23 protein-coding genes are annotated in these 26,416 nt (G+C 37.1%); 6 read left to right on the top strand and 17 right to left on the bottom strand.

The window, feature by feature from the left end:
* The first annotated feature begins 45 nt into the window (after positions 1-45).
* From FG27_RS13620 to FG27_RS13640, 5 genes are all read left to right on the top strand, one after another.
* Positions 46-1,617, top strand: a complete 1,572-nt coding sequence (locus tag FG27_RS13620) for a sensor histidine kinase KdpD (protein WP_037320026.1) — start codon at positions 46-48, stop codon at positions 1,615-1,617.
* A gap of 4 nt (positions 1,618-1,621) precedes the next feature.
* Positions 1,622-2,344 (top strand): response regulator transcription factor, encoded by a 723-nt coding sequence (locus FG27_RS13625; RefSeq protein WP_037320027.1) that lies wholly within the window; start codon positions 1,622-1,624, stop codon positions 2,342-2,344.
* A gap of 414 nt (positions 2,345-2,758) precedes the next feature.
* Positions 2,759-7,381 (top strand): HYR domain-containing protein, encoded by a 4,623-nt coding sequence (locus FG27_RS13630; protein ID WP_037320030.1) that lies wholly within the window; start codon positions 2,759-2,761, stop codon positions 7,379-7,381.
* Positions 7,382-7,977: 596 nt separating this feature from the next.
* Positions 7,978-8,886: a L,D-transpeptidase gene (locus FG27_RS13635; protein ID WP_037320032.1), complete on the top strand. Its 909-nt coding sequence runs from the start codon at positions 7,978-7,980 to the stop codon at positions 8,884-8,886.
* Positions 8,887-8,925: 39 nt separating this feature from the next.
* Complete coding sequence (locus tag FG27_RS13640) at positions 8,926-9,687, top strand: hypothetical protein (protein ID WP_037320035.1); 762 nt, start codon at positions 8,926-8,928, stop codon at positions 9,685-9,687.
* Between the two features lie 1,059 nt (positions 9,688-10,746).
* On the opposite strand, the gene FG27_RS13645 is transcribed toward FG27_RS13640, so the two are convergent.
* The 13 genes from FG27_RS13645 to FG27_RS13700 all read right to left on the bottom strand — a co-directional run bounded on the left by FG27_RS13645 (position 10,747) and on the right by FG27_RS13700 (position 20,529).
* Positions 10,747-12,024 carry a hypothetical protein gene (locus FG27_RS13645; RefSeq protein ID WP_037320037.1) on the bottom strand — a complete coding sequence of 426 codons (1,278 nt, stop codon included), beginning with the start codon at positions 12,022-12,024 and terminating at the stop codon, positions 10,747-10,749.
* A gap of 108 nt (positions 12,025-12,132) precedes the next feature.
* Positions 12,133-12,525 carry a hypothetical protein gene (locus FG27_RS13650; RefSeq protein WP_037320039.1) on the bottom strand — a complete coding sequence of 131 codons (393 nt, stop codon included), beginning with the start codon at positions 12,523-12,525 and terminating at the stop codon, positions 12,133-12,135.
* Positions 12,526-12,544: 19 nt separating this feature from the next.
* Entirely contained in the window at positions 12,545-13,165 is a 621-nt protein-coding gene (locus tag FG27_RS13655) for a hypothetical protein (protein ID WP_037320041.1), read from the bottom strand.
* Positions 13,166-13,283: 118 nt separating this feature from the next.
* A complete protein-coding gene (locus FG27_RS18720) occupies positions 13,284-14,288 on the bottom strand; it encodes a TlpA disulfide reductase family protein (protein WP_051935862.1) in 1,005 nt (334 codons plus the stop codon).
* 103 nt (positions 14,289-14,391) lie between these two features.
* The gene (locus tag FG27_RS13665; RefSeq protein WP_037320043.1) at positions 14,392-14,586 is read right to left on the bottom strand and encodes a hypothetical protein; all 195 of its coding nucleotides are present in this window, start codon (positions 14,584-14,586) and stop codon (positions 14,392-14,394) included.
* A 350-nt stretch (positions 14,587-14,936) separates the two neighbouring features.
* Positions 14,937-15,779 (bottom strand): CPBP family intramembrane glutamic endopeptidase, encoded by an 843-nt coding sequence (locus FG27_RS13670; RefSeq protein WP_037320045.1) that lies wholly within the window; start codon positions 15,777-15,779, stop codon positions 14,937-14,939.
* A 28-nt stretch (positions 15,780-15,807) separates the two neighbouring features.
* Positions 15,808-16,191: a hypothetical protein gene (locus FG27_RS13675; RefSeq protein WP_037320047.1), complete on the bottom strand. Its 384-nt coding sequence runs from the start codon at positions 16,189-16,191 to the stop codon at positions 15,808-15,810.
* A 55-nt stretch (positions 16,192-16,246) separates the two neighbouring features.
* Positions 16,247-16,681 carry an RDD family protein gene (locus tag FG27_RS13680; protein ID WP_037320049.1) on the bottom strand — a complete coding sequence of 145 codons (435 nt, stop codon included), beginning with the start codon at positions 16,679-16,681 and terminating at the stop codon, positions 16,247-16,249.
* A gap of 186 nt (positions 16,682-16,867) precedes the next feature.
* Entirely contained in the window at positions 16,868-16,993 is a 126-nt protein-coding gene (locus FG27_RS19535; protein ID WP_255351538.1) for a hypothetical protein, read from the bottom strand.
* A gap of 80 nt (positions 16,994-17,073) precedes the next feature.
* A complete protein-coding gene (locus tag FG27_RS13685; RefSeq protein ID WP_037320051.1) occupies positions 17,074-17,610 on the bottom strand; it encodes a 2'-5' RNA ligase family protein in 537 nt (178 codons plus the stop codon).
* Positions 17,611-17,630: 20 nt separating this feature from the next.
* Positions 17,631-18,008: a hypothetical protein gene (locus FG27_RS13690; RefSeq protein WP_037320054.1), complete on the bottom strand. Its 378-nt coding sequence runs from the start codon at positions 18,006-18,008 to the stop codon at positions 17,631-17,633.
* Positions 18,009-18,011: 3 nt separating this feature from the next.
* The gene (gene lysA, locus FG27_RS13695; RefSeq protein WP_037320056.1) at positions 18,012-19,244 is read right to left on the bottom strand and encodes a diaminopimelate decarboxylase; all 1,233 of its coding nucleotides are present in this window, start codon (positions 19,242-19,244) and stop codon (positions 18,012-18,014) included.
* A 112-nt stretch (positions 19,245-19,356) separates the two neighbouring features.
* Positions 19,357-20,529, bottom strand: a complete 1,173-nt coding sequence (locus tag FG27_RS13700) for an MFS transporter (RefSeq protein ID WP_037320058.1) — start codon at positions 20,527-20,529, stop codon at positions 19,357-19,359.
* Positions 20,530-20,891: 362 nt separating this feature from the next.
* On the opposite strand from FG27_RS13700, the gene sucC reads away from it, so the two are divergent.
* A complete protein-coding gene (gene sucC, locus FG27_RS13705; RefSeq protein WP_037320061.1) occupies positions 20,892-22,085 on the top strand; it encodes an ADP-forming succinate--CoA ligase subunit beta in 1,194 nt (397 codons plus the stop codon).
* A gap of 498 nt (positions 22,086-22,583) precedes the next feature.
* Here sucC and FG27_RS13710 read toward each other — a convergent pair whose 3' ends face one another.
* From FG27_RS13710 to hutI, 4 genes are all read right to left on the bottom strand, one after another.
* Entirely contained in the window at positions 22,584-23,393 is an 810-nt protein-coding gene (locus FG27_RS13710) for an MBL fold metallo-hydrolase (RefSeq protein ID WP_037322307.1), read from the bottom strand.
* A 64-nt stretch (positions 23,394-23,457) separates the two neighbouring features.
* Positions 23,458-23,916 (bottom strand): GNAT family N-acetyltransferase, encoded by a 459-nt coding sequence (locus tag FG27_RS13715; RefSeq protein WP_037320062.1) that lies wholly within the window; start codon positions 23,914-23,916, stop codon positions 23,458-23,460.
* Positions 23,917-23,938: 22 nt separating this feature from the next.
* The gene (locus FG27_RS13720) at positions 23,939-24,946 is read right to left on the bottom strand and encodes a formimidoylglutamase (RefSeq protein ID WP_037320065.1); all 1,008 of its coding nucleotides are present in this window, start codon (positions 24,944-24,946) and stop codon (positions 23,939-23,941) included.
* Positions 24,946-26,184: an imidazolonepropionase gene (hutI, locus tag FG27_RS13725; RefSeq protein WP_037320067.1), complete on the bottom strand. Its 1,239-nt coding sequence runs from the start codon at positions 26,182-26,184 to the stop codon at positions 24,946-24,948. Before hutI ends, FG27_RS13720 begins: the two co-directional genes overlap by 1 nt.
* Positions 26,185-26,416 lie beyond the last annotated feature (232 nt).

A 26,416-nucleotide genomic window follows, 5' to 3' on the forward strand; every position in this document is an offset into this window, starting at 1 on the left:
TTAAACGCTTGAAGCCCTAAATGTTAAAATCTTACTTTTGGCAGCATGAATAAAAAGCTTTTTTTACTTCTCGTTGTCTTAATGAGCCTTTCCCTTATCGGTATTATATTCGTGCAGGGTTACTGGATTAAGAGTACCGTAGACGATAAAGAAGAGCAATTTACATACGATGTTAAACAGGTGCTGTTAAGGGTTTCTAACCAAATTCAAAACCAGGAAATTGAAGATTACTGGATTAAATTTAAGGATTCAGATACTACTAATAGTAGATTAGAATCATCAACGATCACTGAGTACTCTTACGTAAATGAAAATAAATTAAGAAACCAAACGCTCTTCCATTCTGATGCGATTTTGGAAGAGGATTATAAAGTTTCTTCAGGATTTATAGAATCGGCGCGAGATAGTATTCCGTTCACAAAACTCATCAATAAAAAGGTGACCAATATTGTGAATAACCGTAATAATATGGACGGGAGCGGTTTTAGTGCACAGCAGCAAATTGAGCGAATTATTCGTATGGACGAATACGAAAAGAATTTGCTTAAAGAATATATTTCAGAGCATACCAGTAGACTGCCGTTGCACCAAAGAGTAAGCGAAGCAACGATTAAAAAACTTTTAGCGCAGGAGCTTAGTAATCGCGATATAAAATCTGAATTTGAATACGGGGTTTACAGTAACAGTATTTCTACAAATCTACACAGTGATGATTTTTCGCTAAGCCATCCCGCAACCTATGGCGTACCGCTGTTTGCTGATGATATGGGAAATAGCAATTACCAGTTGCTGGTTAATTTTACCGAAAAGAAAAAAGTGGTCTTATCCTCGGTAAGTTTGATGGCGGCTTTATCTATAATTTTTACGCTTATTATTGTGATCGCCTATTCCAGTGCATTGTCCCAATTAATAAAACAGCGTCAAATTTCGCAGATAAAAACCGATTTTATCAATAATATGACCCACGAATTTAAAACACCTATTGCCACTATAAACCTGGCTTTAGATGCGATTAAAAATCCTAAGATAAGCGGGGACGAAGAAAAGAAAAAGCGTTATCTTAAGATGATTCGGGATGAAAATAAAAGAATGCACGCCCAGGTAGAAAATGTTTTGCGTATTTCTAAGCTGGAACGAAACGAACTGGACCTTAAAAAAGAGAGAATTCAGTTACACGAACTCGTAGAAGATGCTATCACGCATATAGAACTTATAGTAGAAGATCGTGGCGGCTATGTGCAAACTCATTTTGGCGCTTTGCGTTCTTCAATTTTGGCTAACCAGGATCACTTTACCAATGTGATTGTAAACATCCTGGATAACGCGGTAAAATACTCTACAGAAGAGCCTAAGATTGATATTTATACTGAAAATGTAAAGAATTACATCATTTTGAAAATTCGCGACCAGGGCGCGGGAATGACGAAATTGGTTCAAAAGAAAATATTTGAAAAGTTTTATCGCGAACATACCGGCGATATCCATAATGTGAAAGGTCACGGATTAGGTTTGGCTTATGCCAAGCGAATTGTAGAAGACCATCACGGGCAGATCTCGGTAGAAAGCGATAAAGGAAAAGGAAGCACATTTATAATTAAATTACCTCTAATATCTTAAATATATGGAAACTGAAGACAAGAAAATTTTGTTAGTAGAAGACGATCCAAACTTTGGAACTGTCTTAAAAGATTATTTGGCGATGAACGATTACGAAGTAACGCACGCCAAAAATGGAATGGAAGGATTTGAAAAGTTTAAAAAAGACGATTTCGATCTTTGTATCCTGGATGTTATGATGCCTTACAAAGACGGCTTTACGCTGGCTAAGGAAATTAGGGAAAAGAACGAGGAAATCCCTATTATCTTCCTTACCGCAAAAGCGATGAAAGAAGACGTGCTTAAAGGCTACAAGGTAGGAGCAGATGATTACCTGAACAAACCTTTTGATAGCGAAGTATTGCTTATGAAGATTAAAGCTATTATGCAGCGTAAAGCTACAGATAGCGTTGCAGACTCTAAGCAATTTGAATTCGAAATAGGTGGTTTTCACTTAAACTCTAAGTTGAGATTCTTAACTTATAAAGATGAAGAAGCCCAAAAATTATCGCCAAAAGAAAACGAATTATTACGTTTGCTTGCACTCCACGAAAACGATTTGATGCCAAGAGAACTGGCACTTACCAAAATTTGGAGAGACGATAACTATTTTACCTCCAGGAGTATGGATGTATATATCGCCAAACTGCGTAAATACCTTAAGAAAGACGAGAATGTAGAGATTTTAAACATTCACGGCGAAGGATTTAGATTGGTGATTAAGAACAATGAAAATGCCGAAGCATAAAGCGAGGTAATTTTCAGTTTCCGGGAATAATGAGCGTGGCTTAACTGTTTATTTTAGGCCATGTACCGCTAAGCTGCCCCGAAGTTGCGGGGCTGTTTCAAAGGCTCGTCATCCTAACGTCATCCTGAACTTGTTTCAGGATCTAACTTGTTAGAACTTATATCAACTTAGATGCTGAAATAAATTCAGCATGACGATAATTAGACGAATGCCTGACGTGTAAAAGAGGCTTTAACCAAAAAGGTCACGCTCATTGTTTTCTTACCCGGAATATTTATTAAATCTTTCCCGGCCAAAGCCTGGCCGCTTATTTTGCTGCGTTTTTAAATACGGAAACCCGTATAATTAACGTAATTTTTAATGCGTTCACGCTACAAGTTTTATCTTTACTGCCGGAGGCGTTAATTTCCGGCTATGAAGCAACACTACCCTACAATCCCCGGCTTTACTTTTCGGCAACAGCCGTTTGGATTTTCTACAGCGCTTTTTCTCCTCTTTTTTTTACTGAATATTACTTTTGGGTTTGGGCAGGGAGACTGCACAATAACCAGCACAGCCCCCGATCCTACAGATGAAACTCCAATTCTTTTAGATCTTAATTTTGAAGGGCCAATAAATCGTGATTTAGTAGAAAATGATTTTATAGTAACCAATGGAGAAATTGGAAGTTTTGAGAGAGGAATTCCTGAATTTCAAAATTCAAATAGTTCTGATATTAATGAGTTCCCAGTTATTGCTGGTTTAACCGATTTTATTGAATCAGGTTACACAAATCCTTTTAATGAAGAACAAAGGATGGCTTATTTAAGTGAAAAAATAAGTAGATCTGTAATATCAATCGACGTGGACTCCGATGGGGACATTTTCTATTTGACATTTGCAGATGGAGTTTTTCAGTATTTTGAAAATGACGCTGATGAAAATATTATTTCGGGTGATGAATTCGCCGTACCATTAGATATGGTGATTGATAATAATGATAGAATAGTAGTTGCGGATCCAGATAATCTAAGGGTTAGGATTTTTGATCAAAACGGTATATTAGATTATGATATTGGTGGTGGTTTTGGGAATGGAAGTGGTGACTTTTATGGTCCAAGTGGTTTGGCAGTTAATGAGGATAATATTTTATATGTAGCTGATCAATATTCCGGCGAGTATGAAGGTGAGAATTTAGATTTAGTTAAATTATATGACCTTAATTCTTCATCAGAGGATTATATTAGACAATATGGTTTTGACATATTAGATGATCCTTATAGAATTGCGGTTGACCGTTGGGATAATGTTTATGTTTCCGATTCAGGTAACTCGGGTAGAGTGATTGTGTTTAATGATCAAGATCAAAATGTAGATATAATTTTGAGTGGTTCTGAAGATTCGCCTGGAAGCATTATAACAGATGATTTTGGTTATGTTTATATTATAAATTATAATGGTGATTTAACATTTTCAGATATTTACGTAGATCCATTAGTTCTAATTAACAATTATGAAGAAATACAAAATGGAGATTATCAGGTAGATGTTTATTCTCCGTTTCCTGAACTTAATCCTATTACGACTTTTTCGCATAATTTAAACTTACCTGTCGATTTAGCATTGGATAATTGTAATAATATTTTTGTTAATGATCTTGAGTTAGGTGGTCAAGCCGAATCTATTCTAGATATCCAGGCTAACTTCAATTTTGATTTAGAGAAGTTTAAACGAAATGACAATTTTACTGCAGAAGTAACACCCGAGGAAGAAGGTGAAGTCGTGGTAACTTTAAATTCTGACAATGATTTTTTTCCTTGTGATCCTCAACCTGAATGTAGTTTTTCTATTGATTACGAAACTGAGGAAGAATTGGATCCAATCGTAAATTGCCCTGGAAGTTCAATTTTAGATGAGCTGGAATTAGGTGAGAATTGCAATTATATTTTACCAGAAATAGGGCAATTTATCGAAACTGAAAATTTTGAAAACGAGGATCTTTTGGTTGTAGATGAAAATATATCTGATAATATTTTAACTGTTGAAGTAGAAGTTTTAGATGGCGAAGAACTTATAGAAACCTGCGAACTTCGTTTTGAATTGGTAGACCAAACACCACCAACAATTTCTTGTCCCGAGAATATCACTAGAGAAATTCCAGCCGGTGAAGATTCCGTAGTTATCAATTATAATTTACCTGAAGTTTCTGATAATTGCAGTGAAAATCTCGCACCTGTTCTAAGTGATGGGTTAGCTTCGGGAAGCGAATTTGAAGAAGGAGAATACTTTATAGAATTTGAAGTTACAGATGATGCAGATTTAACCGCTAGATGTGAATTTAGAATTATAGTAACTCGAGAAGAACCTGCACCTTACAGTTTCCAATGTATTGAAGAAATCACAGTAAGACTAGGAGAAGAAGCTCAAAATTCTTTTGTTACTGAAATTCCAACTTCAGAATTTATAACCAGTGATACCTCAAATTTAGATTTTGAACTAACCAATCAACAATTCACTTGTGAGAATATAGGAACAAATTCCAGAACTATTAAGGCTACAAATAGTATAACCGGAGAACAATATTCCTGCGAAGTCATGGTTACGGTGGAAGATGTGGGAGCGCCATTAATTACTTGTCCTGCCGAACCAATTACTACGAATCTTCCGGATGGTGGCTATGAAGTGCCTAATTTCTTTGAAAACAATGTTTCGGATAATTGTAACAGTTTAGAAGAATTAGAATTGGTACAGGATGTAGAAGCAGGAAGTATTATAAATACTCCAGGAACTTATACCATAAATTTAACGGCAACCGATGTTTATGATAATGTGGAAACTTGCGAAGTGATTGTTATTTTAGAAGAGAACAATCCCGCCGCCCCCGAATTAGATTGCCCCCAACCTCAAATCCTGGATCTGGAAGGAAATTGCGAAATAGAACTTCCTAATTATATTGAGGAGGCAAATTTCACTGATGGTGCTATTGTTACCCAGGATCCCGAACCAGGAACTTCGGTTAGCCAAAATCAAACTATTGAACTTACGGCAAGTTTAAACGGGGAAAGTATTTCCTGCGGTTTTCAACTGGAAGTGATAAACCCTGCAAATGATCTAAGCTTAAGTTGCCCTTATGAAGGAACCCACGAAATAGAAATTCCAGCTTCCCAGGATTCTACAATTTTTGAATTTGATGATCCTGAAATTAGCGGGGGTTGTGGAGAGGTTACTTTATTACAAACAAGTGGGCCTACTTCGGGAGAATTTTTTACCGAAGGAAATACCACCGTAACTTTCACGGCTACTGATGAAGCAGATAATTCAGTTTCCTGCAGTTTTACTGTCCGGGTAGAACGGGAAGGAACACCAACCCAACCCAGCTTTTCCTGTAGCCAGGATGGAGAAATTCCAGATCTAAGATTAGACGAGAATTGCGAGATTGATATTCCCGATTATGCTTACCTGGTAGAAACTCAAAACTTTACACCTCGTTTTGAGCAAACCGAAGAACGTTTTGACGAAACGCTTTATGTGGTGGTCGAAATTTGGAATGAGGCAACCGATGAATTGGTGGGAGATTGTTCGTTTTCAGTAAGTATTGTAGATCTTATACCGCCACAAATTTCCTGTCCAGAAGATCAAATCGAGAATTTTAATCCTGAACAGGGCTTTGTAGTTCCCAATTATGAAAATATGGCCAATTTTTCAGATAATTGTGGCGAAGTGAGTTTCAGGCAGGAACCTGCGGCAGGAGAAATTATTTATGAAACTACTTCGGTAAGGCTTACCGCGTTCGATGAACGTGGACTTGGAGATAGCTGCAGTTTTCAACTTATACTCACAGATTCTGATGTGCTAAATATTTTTTGCCAGATAGACCAAAATGTAACTCCCGAGGAAAATTGCAGTTTTACCTTGCCCGATTACCGTGATACTGCAACGGTGAGTTTACCCGGGGCTACAATTACACAAACTCCACCTGAAGGCACAGTTATTACCGAAAACACACAAATAAAGCTTACTGCCAGTCTTGACGGTGAAACAGACGACTGCTATTTTATGGTAAATCTTGTAGATGAAGAAGCGCCGGTAGCAAACTGCGTTTCAGGCTTTGTGGTAAATTTAGACGAAAACGGCACCGCCAATATAAGTCCGGAAGACTTAGATAATAACTCTACCGATAATTGCGGCATCGCTTCTATGGCTTTAAGTCAGACGAATTTTACATCTGCCGATATTGGGCAAGTGCCGGTAACTTTAACGGTTCGAGATGAAGCCGGGAATGAGGATTCCTGCGAAACGATTATTGAAGTAATAGAAGAAGAATCTGGAGATTTTCAGTGTAGAGAAAATGTGGTGGTTAATCTTAACGAGAATGGCGAAGCAAATTTAAGTCTGCAGGATCTTTACACCGGGGACGCCAGCGGCGTTGATTTAGAAGCAAATCAACTCGATTTTAACTGTAGCGATTTGGGGGTTACTCAAATTCAATTGGATTATTCCGGGGAAGAAAGTGGCAGCTGTATGATTAATGTTGAAGTTCGGGACGGAATTCCCCCGGTGGTTATTACCAATATTGTAGAACTCACTTTAGACGGTTCCGGTTTTGCCTACCTGGAGGAAAATGATGTTTTAGCTGAAGATAACTGTAGTGAAACGCTTATTTATGAGTTCAGCAAGTCGGTTTTTACCTGTAAAGATGTAGGTTCAAATACAGTAAGTGTTCAGTTAGAAGACGCTAATGGAAATGTAAGTCAGGCGAATATCGAAGTGAGGGTTAGGGGTGAATCTTGCGATATTCCGGAAGGGGATGATATAGAATTTCTATTTCTCTACCCTAATCCAAACGATGGAGTTTTCACCATCGCCACCCCGCAGGGAATGTTTATAGAAAGCGTTCGGGTTTTCGATTCCCGTGGCCGTTATATTATGCAGCAGGATTATAACGCCAACGCTCGCTTTTACAGAATGACCATCCAGGGCGTTGCGGAATCGGTTTACACCCTGCAGATCTTCACCAATGAAGGAACAATTATAAAACGCGCGATTATTAAGCGATAAATGATATTTCATTAGGACAACAAGCTGGAGTTTACGTCATGCTGAACTTGTTTCAGCATCTAAGTTGAGAGAAAAGAGAAAAGAGAAAAGAGAAAAGAATAAAGAATCAAGAACCAAGAGTCAGGATTATTTACTTTAAATTTTAACTCAAAACTCAAAACTCAAAACTCAAAACTCAAAATTCAAAACTCAAAACTCAAAAATAAACTCACAACTCAAAACTACAAACTGAAAACAGATTACCACGTTGACACTTTCCTCCTCTTAATTGCACTTGTTTTCGCAACACATAACCTATAACTGAGAACCGAAAACTGACAACCGAAAACTGACAACTGAGAACCAGGATCGCAAGTTTAAACCACAAACAATAAACAATAAACAATAAACCACAAACCACAAACCACAACCCCAAACCTCAAACCCCAAACCGAATACCGCCAACCCACAACTCACAACCGAGAACTGATTTTTTTTACCAATCCCACAACAAATTATTAACGCTTCTTTGGCAGCGAAAAAACACATAGCAGTCTAATTTCGTAGGGTCTACGGGAAGGAAATCTTTCCGGGGATACAACCTAAACCTACACATTTTGAAACAACAATACTTTAGATTGAGCCTGATCTTTTTAGGGCTGTTTTTATTTATTATTTCGGCCTGCAATAAAAATATACAGGAAAAAGAGGAGGCGGTGCCTCGAGTTCAATTAGACACGATTTCTATGGAACCGCCGGTTTTTACAACTACCTACAGGCTTGATTCCATTTCCAGCCGGGAACACCTTGATAGCCTAAAAAACAGCTTCTCTGAAGAAGAACGTAAATTAGTCTATACCTTAAACCGCATTGACGAAAACCGAATTAAACCCGGAAATAAACTTATAATTCCAGATTCGCTGGTAAGCGACTTAAATCTCTACGCGCCATTTCCAAAAGTATTAAGTCCGCTTGATTCCATAAGCAAAACCGTTGTGATTTCACAGCGTGTCCAGGCTTTTGCACTTTATGAAAATGGAAATTTATTGCGTTGGGGTCCCGTGAGTACTGGAAAACAAAGTACGGGTACACCCGCCGGACTTTATTACGGAAATTATAAAGCCAAGCGTAAAATAAGCACCATAGATGAAAGCTGGATCATGCCTTACTATTTTAATTTTATGAATTTTGAAGGCATTGGTACTCACGAATATAGCCTGCCGGGCTATCCCGCCAGTCACGGTTGTGTAAGAATGTACCGTGATGATGCAAAGTATATCTACGATTGGGCGAATATGTGGCAATTAGAAAGTGACGTGATCGTGCAAAACGGGACGCCTTTTATGGTTATTGGAGAATATGATTATAAAGAAATTCAACCCTGGTTTAAGCTTGCTGAAGATACTAAGCTTAATGAGTTAAATCCTTCTGAAATAGATACACTAAATAATTATGCACAACGCTATAAAAATGATCCTTTAAATTTTGAATTCGAGAATTTGAAGGAAACCGATATTATGCTCTAAATCTTTATTCATTTTGTATTTTAGTAAGAAATCCAGTTTATGAAGTTTAGATTCCGCTTTTTCTGTTTGTTGAGTGTTTTTTTATTTTCCTTCGGAAGTCTTAGTGCCCAGGAAACCAGTGTAATGGTTAGGGCTTTGGCCAAAGACGCAAAATTTATAGGTAGTTCTATTGGGGGCGCTAAAATAATTATTAGAAATGCTGAAACAGGGGAGATTCTCGATGAGGGTTTAACCTCCGGAAGCACGGGAGATACCAAACTTATCCTGCAAACACCCCAAAAGCGCTACGATCAACTTACCGATGATAAAACAGCCGGTTTTGAAGCTAAATTAGATATTGACCAACCTACCTTTGTAAACGTTGAGGTTCACGCTCCAATTAATAAAAAGCAGGCGAAAGTAGTTTCAACTACGCAACTTTGGGTGATTCCTGGGAAAGATATAAGCGGCGATGGCGTGGTGCTGGAAGTCCCCGGATTTGTAGTAGATATTCTTTCTCCGCAAACCCACGAACGCATAAAATCTTCAGAAGAAATAAGCTTAAAAGCCAATATTGTAATGATGTGTGGCTGCCCGGTAACCGAAGATGGTATTTGGGATGCTAATCAATATGAAGTAAAAGCAATTATTCATTCCGAAGAAAAAGAACCCAGGGAAATCACTTTAACTCCCACCGAAAAGCCCAGTACTTTTGCTGCCAATACCAATTTGGAAAAAGGTTATCATACAATAACTATCTATGCTTTTGATCCCGTAACCGGTAATACGGGAGTTGATAAAACCAATATAATTGTGAATTAGGTTGTGCGTTATCAGTTGTCTGTTGTGAGTTATCCGTTGGAATTTAAAGGGGAATAGAGTAAAGAGAATAGATTCAAGAACTAGGATTTAGACCCGCAAACCGCAACCGAAGAACTTCTCACAACAGATTACCACGTCGGCACTCGCCTCCTCGTAATGTGCTGCTACTGTTCGTCATTGCGAACGAATGAAATGAATGCGGCAATCCTTCGTTGTGCCAAGTTAAAATTGAAGAGTGAAGAATGAAAAGTTAATAGTGAATAAACTCCGTCACTTCGAGTGGCCCGATGAGAGTCGGGATGTATCGAGAAGTGCTTTTCACTTCCAACTTCAAGAGGTTCTCGATACACCGCTATTTTCGTTTCCACTAAAATATCGCTACTCGAACTGACGGGAGCTAGATACGAGCATGCGGATTTTTTGTTTTGAAGGGAATAAAGAGAAAAGAGCAAGGAATCAAGAAGCAGTACCGCTAAGATTAAACTACAAACTACAAACTACAAACAAAGAACTACTCAAAACAGATTACCACGTCGGCTATAGCCTCCTCGTAATGACGCTGCTACTGTTCGTCATTGCGAACGAATGAAATGAGTGCGGCAATCTTTCGTTGTCCAAAGTTAAAAGTGAGTAGTTAAGAGTGAAAAGTTAATAGTGAATAAACTCCGTCAATTCGAGTGGCCCGACGAGAGTCGGGATGTATCGAGAAGTGCTTTTCAGTTCCAACTTCAAGAGGTTCTCGATACGTCGCTATTTTCGTTGCCACTCAAATATCGCTACTCGAACTGACGGGAGCTAGATACGAGTGTGCGTATTTTTTGTTTTAAAGGGAATAAAGAGAAAAGAATGAAGATTCAAGAACCAGTACCTCGAGCTTAAACCCTAAACTACAAACAACAAACGAAGAACTACTCACAACAGATTACCACGTTGGCGCTCGCTTCCTCGTAATGACAGTAAACAACCCCTAAACCGCAACAACAAACAACAAACAATAAACTCACAACGGAGAACTCACAACAGAGAACCCACAACCGACACCCCATAACCGACAACCGCTCAACTTTTACACTCAAAACATCTAATCAATTCGGGACTAATTTCAATGTCTTCTGAGCCTTTAAGTGGTTCATTGAGCAATTTTTTTTCAGTAATAATTCGGTGAAATTCTTTTGCATATTCTACTAGGTTTTCTCTGCGAGACTTTATCTTTTCAGCAATCTCTTTTCCATCAAGCTCATAAATTTCTTTAGGCCAAATTTTAAAAGCATCAGCAATGGCCTCATCGCTCATTAATTCCTGCAGTTTTTTTGCTTCTGTAGTAAAAATTTCTATCGGAGTCTCGGTAAGAAAATAAACATCGTTAGGATAAACAAGTCCAGGCAAATAATCGATCTCTTTTTCAAAAGGTCTTACTTCAGGCTCAATGTTTTCGTTGGAGATTATCCCGGGAATCACGCCGCCCAGTTTAAAAAAAGCATTGTCACGATCTCCGGCTACAGGAATAGCCTTAAAAGTATCGTCATTTTCCTGGATTACCCAACCCCATTGTTTTGCGTGCCTGTCCCAATCGCCAATAAGCATATCGAATAACCTGGCTCTAACCAATGCGTTTTTATCTATGGAAACTTTTTCGGGATGTTTATCCTTTAATTCCTGGAGATGCTTAGTGTCAATAATTTCATCTACATAATCATATTTTGTCCAGTTCTTTTTGCCTTCGGTTTCATATTCCAATAGGAATAAGCGATTAGCATATTTATCGTTGTATTTATCACCTAAAAATTCCTGTTCTGGCACAAATACTACTTTTGGGTGGGTATGCAAAACCCCTGCTTTTTCAGAAAGAGAAGCGGTTAGAATCGCCCCGTAAGGATGTGAAGCAGAAATAGCATCTATTACAATATTTTGAAGCCCAAGCTTTCGGGCAAATTCGGGGACGTGGGTAGAAGGATCTTTATTCACACTGCGCAGGGAATACAAATAGCCATCTTTATCTTTAAGCCGAAGGGAATGGGTTTGTGTACCACCACCTTCTTTTATAATCTCCATTCCTCCATAAAGCGTATCAAGAAAAAGCACCGGAATTTTCACCGGCGTTGCCCAGGCCTCGCGGTAATTTTCTCCCTGCATAATATTTTTTAACGGATTGGTTTTATATAAACTGCTGGCGGCTACCAAAACCGAATCGTATTCCTGGAAATCTATACTTTCCAGGTCTTCAAAATCTTCTATGCTTGCGGTTTCAAATTCTTTATCGGTAGAGGCAAGCGAAAAATAGACCAACGCAATAAATCCTACCAGCAGGATAAAAATTAGCCAAAGCAGCTTTTTCATTTTCTGTTATTTTTAATCGATAATAAAATGCCCCGAATGAAAGAATACTTTTCGATTAATGATGATCTAAAAATACAGATTTATCAATAATTGTGGTACTGAAAAAACTTATACTTTTTGAGTTGCCAACTCAATTTCATTTAGAAAATCGGTGAGACGATACAGGGAATCGGTAGCTATTACATCCTTATATATTTTGATGCTTTGATCTTTTGATTCCAGCACAATACTGTTCTTAAATTTCCTGATAGCAGTAAGTTTATTTAGATCAATACTTTTAGAAAAGAGGGAATTTTTAGTGAGAATGTTGTTTTCAATTCTTATGTATTGGTGTTTGCTCTGGTAAAACCAGGTGCCAATTTGTAAAATTCCAAGGATAAGCCAGGGATATGCAATTAAGGGTTTGGCGTCTAAGACAATACCAAAAATTCCCAATAATGCCGATAATATTCCATAAAACAGCTGAAATTTTAAATTCTTCTTTTTGTAGTAAATTGTCACTGATGCGTTTTTAATATTTCTAGTTACAAGTAGATTTCAGGCTTGTTTTTCCGTTTTCTTCAACCATCTCATACCCATTATCCAACATAGGTTGAAAACTTTTTCTGCCGGTAAAATGCCATAACAAATGCCCATAAGTACATTTATTGATTCTTCCTTTTTCCAGTTCATTTTTCATCAAAGACTTTAGCTCTTCCTGGTACTCTTTTGGTGCGTGCACTAAAATTATATACGGATTAAACTCTTTATCAGTGAATTCCCTGTTGTAGAACTTCTTGATTCTTTCTAAATCTGGAAAGCCATACTTCTTTGTTATTTCAATCATTCTTTCGGTATGTTCTGCATCTTTTGGATTGATATAATTCTTCCAGATTTGTTTGGCAAGGCTATCAGACTTAAAATTTCTACGAGAAATTTCCTTCATTCTCAGGCTATCATTAAGATTCTCAATTCGGTCGGTTTCCGATTTATCGAAAGTTTTAAAAACCGTGTATTCTCTCATTGTTTGGTCGTAACCATACATAAATTCCATTTCCTCTATAAGAATATCAATGTCTTTTTCTAATAATTGGTCTTTAGTAGTTTGTGAAAATGCTGAAAATGTAATTAACGAGATAATGATGAAAACTTTGCTAGTCATGATTTTTGATGAAATCTCCAGGTTAATATTTTAAGCGAGTGAAATTAAACAAAAATTAATATTACTGGATAATCTAGATTTAAATGTTTTAGGCTTTAAATGCCTAATTTGAGTGAGTTTATTTCAATAAATTTTTTACCTCCTCTTCCAATTTCTCTCCCCTAAGGTCTCGAGCAACAACCTTACCCTGATTATCTAAAAGGTAATTAGAAGGCGTCCTACTTATCCCATAATTTTTAAAAACGGGATTCTCACCTTCTTCTAAACTACTAAGATGATACCAATTTAAATTATCTTTTTCTATTGTGTTAATCCAGTCTTCTTTGGTTTCATCCCGGGAAATAGCTACGATCTCAAAACCATCGGCCTTAAACTTTTTATAGAGCTTTTTTAGCTCTTTATTCTGTAATTTACTGGGGTTACAAGTGGAAGACCAAAACTGTAGCAAAGTTACTTTCCCGGTTAATTCTGAAAACCATGGTTGTTTACCGGCAGGATTGGTAGCTTGAAAATCATTGTATTTTTCGCCTATTTGTGGAATATTTTCATTTTCTAAAAATGAAATAATTCGTTCACCAAAAGCACTTTTCTTAATTTCTTCGGGAAACATTTCAAAATAATGGGCGGTAGAATCTTTTCCCCATTTTCCGGAAACTTCATAAAGCATCCGTGCGCTTATGAGGGCGTTAGTGTTATTTTGTATAAATTGTTTTTGTCTGGTTTCAAGTTCTTTATCGCTAAGTTTATTTCTTTCCAGGTAAATAGCTTCTTCTTTTTCAACTAATTGGTGGGAAACAGAACCTGTGATCTTAGCATCCTGAAATTCGGTTTTACTGGCATCAAAATACATAGGCGTATCCTGTAGCCATACTTCGGTAAATTTAGACCGGTCTTTTGTATGCAGCATTACCCATACTCTTGCCTGGGGAAGTTTAGTATTAAATTTAAAGCTATTGTTTTTTACTTCTGCGGAATCTATGGTTCCACCGTTAACAAGGTCTTGAAAATATAACCAGCTGCCATCTTTGATGTCACTTGTTTTCCCAGCTAATGAGAAGGATTCCTGCGCCTGAAGCGAACTGAGGATAAATAAAGAACTGAAAATGATTAAAATTACTCGCATAAACCTGTTTAAATAGCATGGAATCTCTTCAAGATAGCGATTAAAATCTATTTTTAAAGAAGCGCAACTTTAAGAATTGGCTAACTTCCTGAAAATTTAAAACTTAGTGTTTATGCTCTGGATATTTCCAGGTCCAAAAACGGAATTTTCCAGTGAGGAAAAAAGGAACTCCTGCCCCGGTAATCATCCCGGCAAGGAAATTATAAGCTTCAAAATTAGAGCTCCAGAGAAGTCCGGAGATAATAAGAAAAAGACCAACTAATCTTGCTTTATTTACAATTTGAAATAATTTATTCACCCTATAACAATAGCTTTAAAAGCAAGGTCTAATAAAATAACCAGCATAAATGAGGTAAAAATAATTCCTACTAATTTTAAAATATTTACTCGATCTTTCATATTCAAATTTTTGGTGAAACAGAGATTTTAATAATGCTTTCCTAGTTAAAATTAGGTTGATTTTGGACGCATCAATCTTTGATAAAATTAGTTTTAAACCACGATGTTTTAACAAAACTAGCAGTAAATATAAGGAATTTTATATGCTTTATCCAAATTTAATCTTAACGTCAGACTTTTTAAACGTATTTCAGTTAAAAAATTAGCATATTTTCAAAGTCTTATTTTTGGTGGAAATACAGTGATTTTTTAGCTAAGATTTACTTTTTTCTGGTAGTATTTAAAAATAAGAAAGATTAGAATTATCTGTAGGATTAGAGAAAAAATAGAAGCTTCAAACCCGAACTTTCCTCCGTTTAGAATATTCTCTTCCACAATATTAAATTCAATAATTGAATAAAATTCCTGACCACTTACATTAAACCCAAAATAGGCTTGAAATAAATTCCAGCTAAAGTGCAGCGAAATAGGGAACCAAAGGTTTTTAGTATAGATATAAGAAAGGCCCAATAAAATTCCCGCCCCAAATAGGCCGGCAAGAGCTATCCAACTAAGATTGGGGTTGAAACCATGAGCTGCCGCGAAAATTAATGAAGAAGCGATTAAAGCGATATAATTATTAAAGCTATACATTAAGTTTCTTTGAATATAACCTCTAAACAATAGTTCTTCGGCAATACTTACGGCCATAAAAACTCCAATTGATAAGAGAATTTCCAATGGATCCAGGTTGAAATTTTGAAAATTAATTTCACCTAAAGCGATAAGCAGAAAGAATGCCGTAGTCATTACAACGAGCCCTATAGTGATTCCTGCAAGGAAATCGATCCCGCGATCTTTAAGCTTTAACCCCAGCTCCTTAAATTTTCTTTTTTCAATGAACACCATAAAGAGGTAGAGAACTAAAATTGTTCCCAGCATTGTGGCTATAGTTATAATAAATGATTGTAGGCTGGTTTTGGGAAGATCTTCTTCAAAAGATATTTCAGCAATGCCGTAGGCTATGAGTTGAAATACAGCAATTATAATGAGATAAGGGATAATAAGGAGGAGTACTCTTATCCAACCCATTTTTTTGTCGTCTTTTTCCATTCTTAATATTCGGGAATGTCTATGGTTGTTAGGGGTTCAATTCAATCTGGTTTAAGAAATCGGTAAGCTTATTTAAAGACTCATCTTCTATTAAATCTTTATCAATTTTAATTTTATTCTTTTTTGTTTGAAGTGTAAAACTGGTTCTAAGCTTCCAAATTGCGGTAAGTTCATTAAGTTTTATACTTTTTCGAAAAAGAGAGTTTTTGGTTAGGCTGTCTTCCGTAATGTATAAGTATTGATGTTTCTTTTCATAATACCAGGTGGCTAATTGTAGCAAGCCAAGTAAAATCCAGGTATAATAAATAAGCGAGAAATTATTTAGGAGCGCTATTGCAATGCCAATAATTAAAAATCCTATCCCGGTATATAGTTTGTAATTAAGCCTTTTCTTTTGATAATAGATAATCACGGTTTAGGATGCTTTATAAGAGAATTGCGGAAAATCGGTTTAATTGAAACCAGGTCTAGTTATTTTCTACTACTAAAGTTTTGGAGAGTTTATCATAAAGGTTTTGTTTTTTATCGTCCCAAAGCAGCCATATAACGGGAATAAGTAAATAACCTAAAACATACTTAAGCAGCTCTCTAATTGCACCTTCAGGAGCTTTGTTTACTTCCATACCGGTTTCTGATGAGATGACTTTTAAGTCGAAAATGCGATGGCCCAGGTTTCCTGAAAAAAGAGGATAAAAAATAGCTCCTACAACTAAACCTGTAATTGCTGAAACCGGGATATCAATAAGTTGTAGATCCCGATTCCAGTAATAGCCGAAAGATTTTCCGAAAAGGAGGAATATCCCGATCATTACAAACATATAGATGATTCCTTCTGTAAGTGATGCCAATAATCTTTTTCCTCTTGAGGCGAGTAGATAGCCGTGAAATTCTTCTTGTTGCATTTTTTTATTTCTTTAAAATTTTAAATCAAAGCTGTTGATAAACTTAAATTTTAGTCTTTTTACATAGGATTGTTCCAGCCATCTAAAGCGGCTTCTAAGGTGAAATCAATTATATATATGGCGATTATTATTAGAGCTATTATCGCGACTATTTGTAGAAAAGTAAACTTGCGTTTCATAAATAGATTAAATTCCTAAAAGGCCTTGTTTAAAATGTTCCCAATCGGAAAGGATGAAATAAACAACGATAAGCGCAACACCTATTAAGAAAATACTGGTTTTTGAAATTCTTTTAGTTTTCTGGTTTTCCATGCTTTATTTTCTTGATAAGTAGATAAAAATATTAAAATGTTACAGAAAACCTTAAAAAGTACTGCTTTGGATGCTAAGGGTTATTCTAATTTAAATTTACAATGGCGATGCCACTGCTTTCCATCATGTTTTAGCAGTGTAAATGATTTCGCGGTAAAGGAAGCCTGAAACTCACGTTCTTTAAAATCTGCCCAGGCGTTGGGAAATTCATTATAATGCAGATCCCGACTGGCCAGGGTGATATGCGGATGAATTTTAGGAAATGCTTCTTGCTTTTTAAAACTGAAATTTTCTGAAAGCACTTTTTGTAAGTTGGCGTGGAGTTTCTTAATTGGTTCGTGATCTTCAATATTAATAAAAATCACTTTTTGGCCAAACCTTCCAAAATCTTTTAAATTAAGCGGAAAACTATTTTGATTTTCAGCGAAATTCTCAAGTAACTCAATGAGTTTTTCTTCTTCGGTTTCTGGAATTTTAAAGGGAATTTGAAGTGTTATATGCGCCGGTAATTTCAGCGCTTGTTTCGCTCCATATTTTTCGGCAATTTCCAGTTTAAGCGATTTTACCCGTTTACAAATTTCTTCCGAAGGAATTATAGCGAGGAAATAGAGAGGCATTTCAGTTGAATTTTCGAGAATTAATTTAATCCTCTTTCTCTTACAAAAACCGTTTTCTTATTAAAATAATAGATCAATAAGCCGAAAGTGAATAAAAGTAAATTTTGCACAAGGCTATCTACCATAAAATTTAAATCATCTCCCGTTGCGACTTTTATGAGCTTCCCTAAAATTGAAAGCCCGGAGCCAACCATCATGATAATTGCCCAAAAATGGATGGCCATTTTCGCAAGTCGGTGTTTGTTAAATAGCAAATATAGAAGCGCTAGTTCTATAACTACCGCAATTAAGCCGAGGTAATTACCGGAAATAACCATATAGGTATTCCAAATAAGTATTAGGAAAATATAAATAATGAGCAGCCTGTAAAACCATTTGTTTTTAAAAACTGTTTCCATAAATTATTTAGAAGCTTTTGCAGTTTTTGGTGTAAAATCTATAACCTTTTGATGTCTTACTAAATCTTCAAAAGTTTCGCGTTCCCTAATTAAATGACCTTTACCTTTATACCATAAAACTTCTGCCGGGCGGTAGCGAGAATTAAAATTACTGGCCATAGAAAAAGAGTAAGCGCCTGCGTTGCTAAAAGCGAGGATATCTCCTTCGGTAATTTCAGCGATTCGGCGGTTGTTGGCAAAAGTATCGGTTTCGCAAATATATCCTACTACCGAGTAAAATCTGAATTTACCCTCAGGATTTGAAACGTTTTTTATATCGTGGTGCGACCCGTAAAACATAGGGCGAATTAAATGGTTAAAACCGGTGTCTACCCCTGCGAAAACGGTAGAAGTGGTTTGTTTAATCACATTTACTTTTGCAAGAAATTTCCCGGCCTCACTCACTAAGAATTTTCCGGGTTCAAAAACAAGAGTAAGTTCACGACCATATTCTTTACAGAAATTCTTAAAACGTTCGGTTAGTTTTTCGCCGAGTTCTTCTATATCAGTTTCAATATCATTTTCGCGATAAGGTACTTTAAACCCGCTGCCAAAATCAAGGAATTCCAGGTTTTTAAAGTTTTTAGCGGCATCAAATAAAATCTCCGACGCACGAAGAAAAACCTCAATATCCAGGATATCACTCCCGGTGTGCATATGGATCCCATTTATGGTCATCCCGGTATTTTCAACAATACGCAGCAAAAGCGGCATTTGGTGAATGGAAATCCCAAATTTAGAATCTACGTGACCTACAGAAATTTTTGAGTTTCCGCCGGCCAAAATATGCGGATTTATACGAATACAAACCGGCACATCGGGATGTTTCGCGCCAAATTGTTCCAGGATAGATAGGTTGTCGATATTAATCTGAACTCCTAATTTTACAACCTGTTCGATTTCCTCTAATGACACTCCGTTTGGAGTGTAAATAATATCTTTAGGAGTCACACCCGCTTTTAAAGCTAATTTCACTTCCTGTATCGAAACGGTATCCATACCGCTACCCAATGAATTTAAATATTTCAGGATAGAAATGTTAGAAAGCGCCTTTACCGCGTAATGAATACGCAAATCTTTAACTTCAGAAAATGCATTTTTAAGTCGATTAAACTGAAAAGCAATTTTTTCGGCATCATAAACATATACGGGGCTTCCAAACTCTTTGGCAACAGCAAGCAGATCTTGATTGGTCATAACAGGTGAAAAATTTAAGTGGCAAAAAACAGGAGAAATTTCAACTCCCACAAGTGCAAGTATCAAAAATAACGAATTCCCTGAAATTGTGAATATTTATAAAAAATATAGTTTAACTCGCAGTAGCGACAGCACTTTCTTTTCGTCTTCTAATAATAATAATCGCAAGGGCTATAAAAACGCCCAACCCGGCCATAACCGCACCTACTAAAGAAGCCGAGGTAAATCCAAATCCCAGAGCGATAGGCAATCCGGCAAAATAAGCGCCAGAGGCATTTCCCATATTAAAAGCGCTCTGGTTCATAGAAGAACCCAAACTTTCTGATCCTTTCGCTGAATTGATCATTACCATTTGAATTGGGGTAGAGAGGCAAAAGGCAATGGTAGCGATTAAGAAAGTCATTACTAAAATTGCGATTTGATTTTCAGCAACATAGGCATTGGTAATCAAGGCAAAAACCATTAAAACCATACTCATAATTACTGCATAAATAGGAGAGAACTTTTCCGCGAGCTTGGCCCCAATGAGGTTTCCTATAACCATTCCCACACCGGCAAGAACCATAACATAACTTACAAAACCTTCGGGGTGGCCGGCTACATCGGTAATTAATGGCGCGATATAACTGTACCAGGCAAAAAAGCCACCGGTTCCAATGGTGGTAAGTAAAACCACCATCCAAAGTTCTCCACGCTTTAATACATTTAAATCTTTTCTTATTCCTTCAGAAGAGGATTTTGGTAATTCAGGCATCCAGAATTTTACGCTGGCAATGGCCAGTAAACCTATTACACCCACGAGCATAAAAGAAACATTCCAGCTATAATTATGGCCTAAATAGGTGCCCAGTGGCACCCCAAAAACATTCGCCAGGGTAAGTCCCGTGAACATTATTGCGATAGCTTGTGCAGATTTCCCCGGTTTTGCTAATTGGCCGGCCACCACGGCACCAATGCCGAAGAAAGCTCCGTGAGGTAATCCAGAAAGAAACCGCGATACCAATAAAAGTTCGTAAGAATTGGCAAAAGCCGAAAGCGAATTAAAAACAGTAAACCAAACCATAAGTAGGAGCAGTGTTTTATGTGCAGGCCATTTTCCGCCAAAAGCGGTAAGCAGCGGCGCACCAACGACAACCCCTAAAGCATAGGCCGAAATGAAATGCCCGGCTTGCGGAATAGTAATTTCTAAAGCCGCAGCCACATCTGGAAGAATTCCCATGATAACGAATTCGGTCATTCCAATTCCGAAACCTCCAATAGCCAGTGCAACAAGTGCTTTATTCATTCTTAGGTTCATTTTTGAGCAAAGAGCAAAATTAAATGGGATAATTCTAATAACATAGAATATCGGCTAAAAACTACGATAAGCTTATAGTAAGGAAATCGCAACATTGGCGCGGATTTTAAAAATCTGTAATCCTTAAGGAAATGCTAAATTTTCCTGCGGAATTAGATTATCGCAGGGCTGGGGATATCCTAAAAAAGATTGGTACAATAGCTATACATTTGTTACTTTTGCTAACCATAAATTAAGAACCTCTATGGAAGCAAACGAGGTTTGAATTGGAAAATGATTTTAAAATACGAGGCAAGCCTCGGGGGAACTAAACCCTCATTGAGGGATTAATACTGAAGAAATAGCTGATTATGAACATACACGAATATCAAGGAAAAGAAATTTTAAGCAGTTTTGGCGTACGCATTCAGCGTGGTTTAGTTGCACATAATGCAAAAGAGGCCGTAGATGCCGCTAAAGAACTAACCGAGCAAACCGGTACCGGATGGCACGTAATAAAAGCCCAGGTACACGCCGGTGGACGTGGAAAAGGTGGTGGTGTAAAACTAGCCAAAAACCTTAAAGAGGTGGAAGAAGTAGCAGGAAACATCATTGGGATGAATCTTGTAACTCCACAAACTACCGCTGAAGGTAAAAAAGTACACCAGGTTTTAGTTGCCGAGGATGTTTACTATCCTGGCGATAACGAGCCAGAAGAATATTACATGTCTGTATTGCTAAACCGTGCAACCGGTCGTAATATGATTATGTATTCTACTGAAGGTGGTGTGGATATTGAAACTGTTGCTGAAGAAACTCCGCATTTAATTTTTACTGAAGAGATAGATCCTGCAACTGGACTTATGCCTTTCCAGGCCAGAAGAATTGCATTCAATTTAAAACTTAGTGGTACAGCTTTTAAAGAAATGACCAAGTTTGTAATGTCACTTTACACAGCTTTTGAAAAATCTGATTCTTCACTTTTCGAGATCAACCCGGTTTTGAAGACAAGTGATGATAAAATTCTTGCTGTAGATGCTAAAGTAACCCTTGATGATAACGCACTTTTCCGTCATAAAGACTATGCTGAAATGCGCGATACTCGTGAAGAAAATCAAACTGAAGTTGAAGCTGGGGAAGTTGGGCTTAACTTTGTAAACCTGGACGGAAACGTTGGGTGTATGGTTAACGGTGCCGGACTTGCCATGGCAACAATGGACCTTATTAAACAAGCTGGTGGAGAACCTGCAAACTTCCTTGACGTTGGTGGTACAGCTGATGCCAAGCGAGTTGAAGAAGCTTTCCGTTTGATCTTAAAAGATGATAAAGTAGAAGCGATCCTGGTAAACATTTTTGGAGGAATTGTTCGTTGTGACCGTGTGGCGCAGGGAATTGTAGATGCCTACAAAAACCTTGGAGACACTATTAACGTGCCAATTATTGTACGTTTACAGGGAACCAATGCAGATATCGCCAAGAAATTAATTGACGATAGCGGATTTAAGATCCACTCTGCTGTTCAATTCCAGGAAGCTGCAGATAAAGTACAGGAAGTACTTAAATAATCCCGAAGCTTCGGGACAGGAATTTTATTTCCTGTTTTGATTAGGCTGTCTAAAGTTTATCTTACTACGTCATCCTGAACTCGTTTCAGGATCTAGCTTGATAAATTTTAGACAGTTTTTTTATGTCCTTATATTCTTAGTTGGTGATAAGCATTTAAATTAGATTGGAAAATTATTTAATACGCTGAAGGTTTTTATGCTTAATTATTCAGAATTAATAATCGTCATTCTGAATTTATTTCAGAATCTAAGACGTTAAGAATTATATAAGCTGAAACAAGTTCAGCTTGACCGAAGAGAAACTTTTTATACAGTTTACCTATAAACTTTAGGCACTTTTTTTATGCCCCGATGAAATATTAAGTAATGAAAGGCATTTTGAAAGCTTTCAGTTAGTTTAAATTATTCTTCTTTCTGTTTTCCTTAACCGGACATTACATATAAAAACGCAAAAACCCGGCTCATCACCGGGTTTTTTATTTTATAACATAGAAAATTTTATTCTTCGCTATTGGGATACCATTCTAATAATTCTACTTCAATATCTTTATTGCCTTCGTTTACCAATTTCTTGAATTTCTCTACATCAGCAAATCCATCCTGACCCCTAAAATGGAAAGGAATTACCTTATCTGGTGCAAAAGCCAAAACGCCATCGGCAGCATCTTCAACCGTCATGGTATAAGGCATGTTCATTGGGATTAAAGCGATCTCAATGTTTTCAAGTTCCCTCATTTCGGGAATGTCTTCAGTATCCCCGGCGATATAAAGTCGCTGCCCATTTCTCTCTACAATATAGCCATTGCCTCGTCCTTTTGGATGCCTGGAATCTTCATCTTCAGGTAAATTATACATAGGGATCGCCTCAATATAAAAATCAAGCACACGGGTAGTAGCGCCATTTTCTAAGGCTCTGAAAATATCTTTCAATTCTTCCGGCATTTCATCAACTACGGCCTGCGGAGCAATAATATGAACTCCGTCAAGATCCATTCCCTCCAGGGTTTCCACGCTCATATGGTCTCCATGAATATCGGTTATAAGAATGAAATCTGGTTTTTCCTGGCCTTCAAATGCTTCAGCGCCGCCAACGGGATCTATATAAAAACTATGATCTCCCCAGTCTATAACCGCCGTTGCGTGAGATATAGGATGAATATCTATAGCGGCAGAATCAGCTTCCAACACGTTTTTCTCCTCTCCATAGGGATTCTTCTCCATAGAGCTATTGTTTTCAGCTTCTTTTCCTTCATTTTTACAGCCGGTAAAAAGAATTACCACTGCCATTAAAGTGTATAAAAATTTCATTTTTGCTTGTTTTGCCATAAATTTAATTAACCTAATTTAGAATATATTGGTTTTTTTTAAAATTTTAGTAAAGATCAAGGCGCATTTTGATATCTCCCCGGGTGTAGGGATTATTTTCTCCTATTGGAATTTCTTTAAAGCCATACTTTTTATAAATATAAATCGCGTTTTCAAGCTTTCGGTTTGAAAAGATTATCAAATGATCCCAGCCTTGTTTTTTAGTGAAATCTAATGTGTGTTCCATTAATTTTTGCCCTACTTTCTTTCCCTGGTATTCCGGAGTAATGGCCATTTTGGTAAGTTCAAAAACTCCATCTTCTATTTTCATTAGTGCCACACACCCAATGATCTTTTCTTCATCTCTTACAAAGAAAATATTCCCACCAGGTTCAATTATATATTTTCCAGGGTTTCCAAGTACTTCTTCATCATGAGGTTCTACCCAAAAATATTTTTCTAACCAGGCTAAATTGAGGTTTTTAAAATCTTCGGCGTAGTTTGACTGGTAAGCGGTTATTTCCATTTTTTAAATTGAGCTTAAAGAATTAATTATTACTTTTTTCCATAAAATCGGTAATGAAATAGGCCAGTGCTTTTCCAACCTGTCCCGGGCTGGTGGAGGTAGGTGCGGCTTCGCAAATATGTAGGTATTTACAATTTTTTTCTTCAGCAGTAAGTTGTAAAAAGTTCCTTACCATATTCAAAGCAAAACCCGAAGGTGATTGCGCACTGCTTGGGAAATTACTTATCGCATCACAGTCCAGTTCTAGACCAAAAGCCTGTTTATTTACAAATTCCAATTGTGAATTAAAGGCGGCCATTTTTCCCTGGTGTGTTTGTAAAATAAGGTCTTCAAAAAGATGAAATTTAATATTAGAAACCGATTTTAATTCATCAAAAATATATTGAGGAGTATAATTCTTATGTAAACCAAAAATCGCATATTTTCCCAGGAACCCGTCACGCTGCGTAAAGCTAAAACCATTCCCGCTATGGCGGTGTTCCAGTTTTCTAAGATCGGTATGTGCATCAATATTTAGAATATTTACCGGCTTTTTAATAGCTTTTGAAGTTCCTATTATATTGCCAAAAGCATTGTTGTGCCCCCCGCCAATTATTATTGGAATTTTTCCTGCCGAAACTATTTGCTCTACCAAAAAACTCACTTTATCATCAATCTTTTCTACCAGGTCGCCAAGTTTTGGATAATAATTAGGATCATTCTCATCTATATTGGCTGCTTTTTCCATTTCTGCCTTACAGCTTATTTCACCAAGTAATACGAGATTCTCTGGAGTGGTAAATTCATTATTCTGAATATTTAAAAGTGAATTTAAACAAACTTCCCAGGCTTTTGAAGCCCCAGGTTTACCGTGGTTGGCCCTAATGCCAATATCTTCAGGGATTCCAAAAAGAACATATTTAGCTTTAGATTTCTTCAAGGACTCTAAACTTTCTACAAAACCAATTTTTTCTCCAAAGCGGGTTTCTCCATCTCGAATTGAAATAAGCTTTTCAACCGATTTATAATTATAAATTTTTAAAGCTTCCATTACTCCACGGGTTTTCCGTTAATATAAACCGATTCAATAGAATTGGTGCCGAAAGCATATGGTAAAAAGGTATACGAGGGAATTTCTTTTGTGATTATAAAATTTGCCTGTTTTCCTTTAGTAATACTACCGTGGGTTTCGCTGAGTTCCATGGCGTAAGCTCCGTTTATTGTAGCTGCATTTATAGCCTCCTCGGGAGTCATTTTCATTTTAATACAAGCCAGGGAAACTACCAAATTCATATTTCCGCTGGGGGTGCTACCGGGATTAAAATCTGTAGCTAAAGCTAAGGCCAAACCGGCATCAAGCATTTCACGAGCCGGTGTGTAAGGAATACTTAAAAACAAAGAGCAGGAGGGAAGAGCCACCGGCATGGTAGCGGTGCCCTTTAAACTTTCAATATCTTCCTGGCGCATTACTTCCAGGTGATCAACGCTAAGTGCATCGTGTTCAATGCCGGCTTGAATTCCACCAATAGCGTTAAATTGATTGACGTGAATTTTCGGTTTTAATCCGAATTTTTTCGCTGCAGAAAGCAATTTGTGTGTATCAGCAACGCTGAAGTATCCCTTTTCGCAGAAAATATCTATATATTCTGCAAGGTTTTCTTCAGCAACTTTTGGCAAGATTTTTTCAATAACTAAATCCATATAAGCTTCAGGATTCTCTTTATATTCCTTCGGAATAGCGTGTGCTCCTAGAAAAGTAGCTTTAATGGGAATATCATAATGTTGTTGAAGTTTTTTTATAACCCGAAGCATTTTCAACTCACCTTCTTCAGTTAAACCGTAACCCGATTTAATTTCTACCGCGCCGGTTCCCAATTTCATCACTTCCTCCAGGCGTTTTGCCGATTGCTCATAAATTTCATCTTCAGGAGTTTCCTGTAAGGTTTTAGCTGAGTTTAAAATTCCACCACCTCGATTGGCGATTTCTTCGTAGGAGAGTCCGTTAATACGATCTGCGAATTCCAGTTCCCGGTTCCCGGCATAAACAATATGAGTATGAGAATCGCACCAGGAAGGAAGAATAATTGTCCCTTCAACATCAATAGTTTTAGCGGCATTTATCTCTGGCAGGGAATCCATTTTGCCGTAATCTAAAATTTTATCACCTTCAATAAGCAACCAGGCGTTTTTAATTGAAGGAAGTTCCTTCATTTCAGCCCCGGAAAGTCTTTTCACTGGTTTTTCCCTTACCTGTAGAAGTTCCTTTATATTGATGAATAATTGTTTCATTGTGGTTAGTTTTCTTGTCGATTTAAAGCTGAAAACAGCAATTAAACAAATATAAAAACTAAGCGGGGAAAACCTGCTTTTTAGCAAAAACAAAAAGGCTAATCACTAAAGTAAATTATAAAATCAATCGAGCGGAAAACACCGAATTGCGATGATCTTTTGTGAAAAGTTAGTTCTATTTAGGTAACCAAAGTTTGTAAAAACAGGTTTGAACTTTTACTGCCTTCTTGCA

Origin of the sequence: Salegentibacter sp. Hel_I_6, assembly GCF_000745315.1 — a bacterium.
Taxonomy (GTDB): domain Bacteria; phylum Bacteroidota; class Bacteroidia; order Flavobacteriales; family Flavobacteriaceae; genus Salegentibacter.

Excerpts from the sequence above, each read along its gene's own strand:
- FG27_RS13715 (WP_037320062.1), bottom strand. The coding sequence starts at position 23,916 with ATGGAAATAACCGCTTACCAGTCAAACTACGCCGAAGATTTTAAAAAC.
- FG27_RS13640 (WP_037320035.1), top strand. The coding sequence starts at position 8,926 with ATGAAGTTTAGATTCCGCTTTTTCTGTTTGTTGAGTGTTTTTTTATTT.
- FG27_RS13620 (WP_037320026.1), top strand. The coding sequence starts at position 46 with ATGAATAAAAAGCTTTTTTTACTTCTCGTTGTCTTAATGAGCCTTTCC.
- lysA (WP_037320056.1), bottom strand. The coding sequence starts at position 19,244 with ATGACCAATCAAGATCTGCTTGCTGTTGCCAAAGAGTTTGGAAGCCCC.
- FG27_RS19535 (WP_255351538.1), bottom strand. The coding sequence starts at position 16,993 with ATGGAAAACCAGAAAACTAAAAGAATTTCAAAAACCAGTATTTTCTTA.
- FG27_RS13685 (WP_037320051.1), bottom strand. The coding sequence starts at position 17,610 with ATGCCTCTCTATTTCCTCGCTATAATTCCTTCGGAAGAAATTTGTAAA.
- FG27_RS18720 (WP_051935862.1), bottom strand. The coding sequence starts at position 14,288 with ATGCGAGTAATTTTAATCATTTTCAGTTCTTTATTTATCCTCAGTTCG.
- FG27_RS13625 (WP_037320027.1), top strand. The coding sequence starts at position 1,622 with ATGGAAACTGAAGACAAGAAAATTTTGTTAGTAGAAGACGATCCAAAC.
- FG27_RS13710 (WP_037322307.1), bottom strand. The coding sequence starts at position 23,393 with ATGAAATTTTTATACACTTTAATGGCAGTGGTAATTCTTTTTACCGGC.
- FG27_RS13670 (WP_037320045.1), bottom strand. The coding sequence starts at position 15,779 with ATGGAAAAAGACGACAAAAAAATGGGTTGGATAAGAGTACTCCTCCTT.
- FG27_RS13690 (WP_037320054.1), bottom strand. The coding sequence starts at position 18,008 with ATGGAAACAGTTTTTAAAAACAAATGGTTTTACAGGCTGCTCATTATT.
- FG27_RS13645 (WP_037320037.1), bottom strand. The coding sequence starts at position 12,024 with ATGAAAAAGCTGCTTTGGCTAATTTTTATCCTGCTGGTAGGATTTATT.
- FG27_RS13700 (WP_037320058.1), bottom strand. The coding sequence starts at position 20,529 with ATGAATAAAGCACTTGTTGCACTGGCTATTGGAGGTTTCGGAATTGGA.
- hutI (WP_037320067.1), bottom strand. The coding sequence starts at position 26,184 with ATGAAACAATTATTCATCAATATAAAGGAACTTCTACAGGTAAGGGAA.
- FG27_RS13680 (WP_037320049.1), bottom strand. The coding sequence starts at position 16,681 with ATGCAACAAGAAGAATTTCACGGCTATCTACTCGCCTCAAGAGGAAAA.
- FG27_RS13655 (WP_037320041.1), bottom strand. The coding sequence starts at position 13,165 with ATGACTAGCAAAGTTTTCATCATTATCTCGTTAATTACATTTTCAGCA.
- FG27_RS13720 (WP_037320065.1), bottom strand. The coding sequence starts at position 24,946 with ATGGAAGCTTTAAAAATTTATAATTATAAATCGGTTGAAAAGCTTATT.
- FG27_RS13630 (WP_037320030.1), top strand. The coding sequence starts at position 2,759 with ATGAAGCAACACTACCCTACAATCCCCGGCTTTACTTTTCGGCAACAG.
- sucC (WP_037320061.1), top strand. The coding sequence starts at position 20,892 with ATGAACATACACGAATATCAAGGAAAAGAAATTTTAAGCAGTTTTGGC.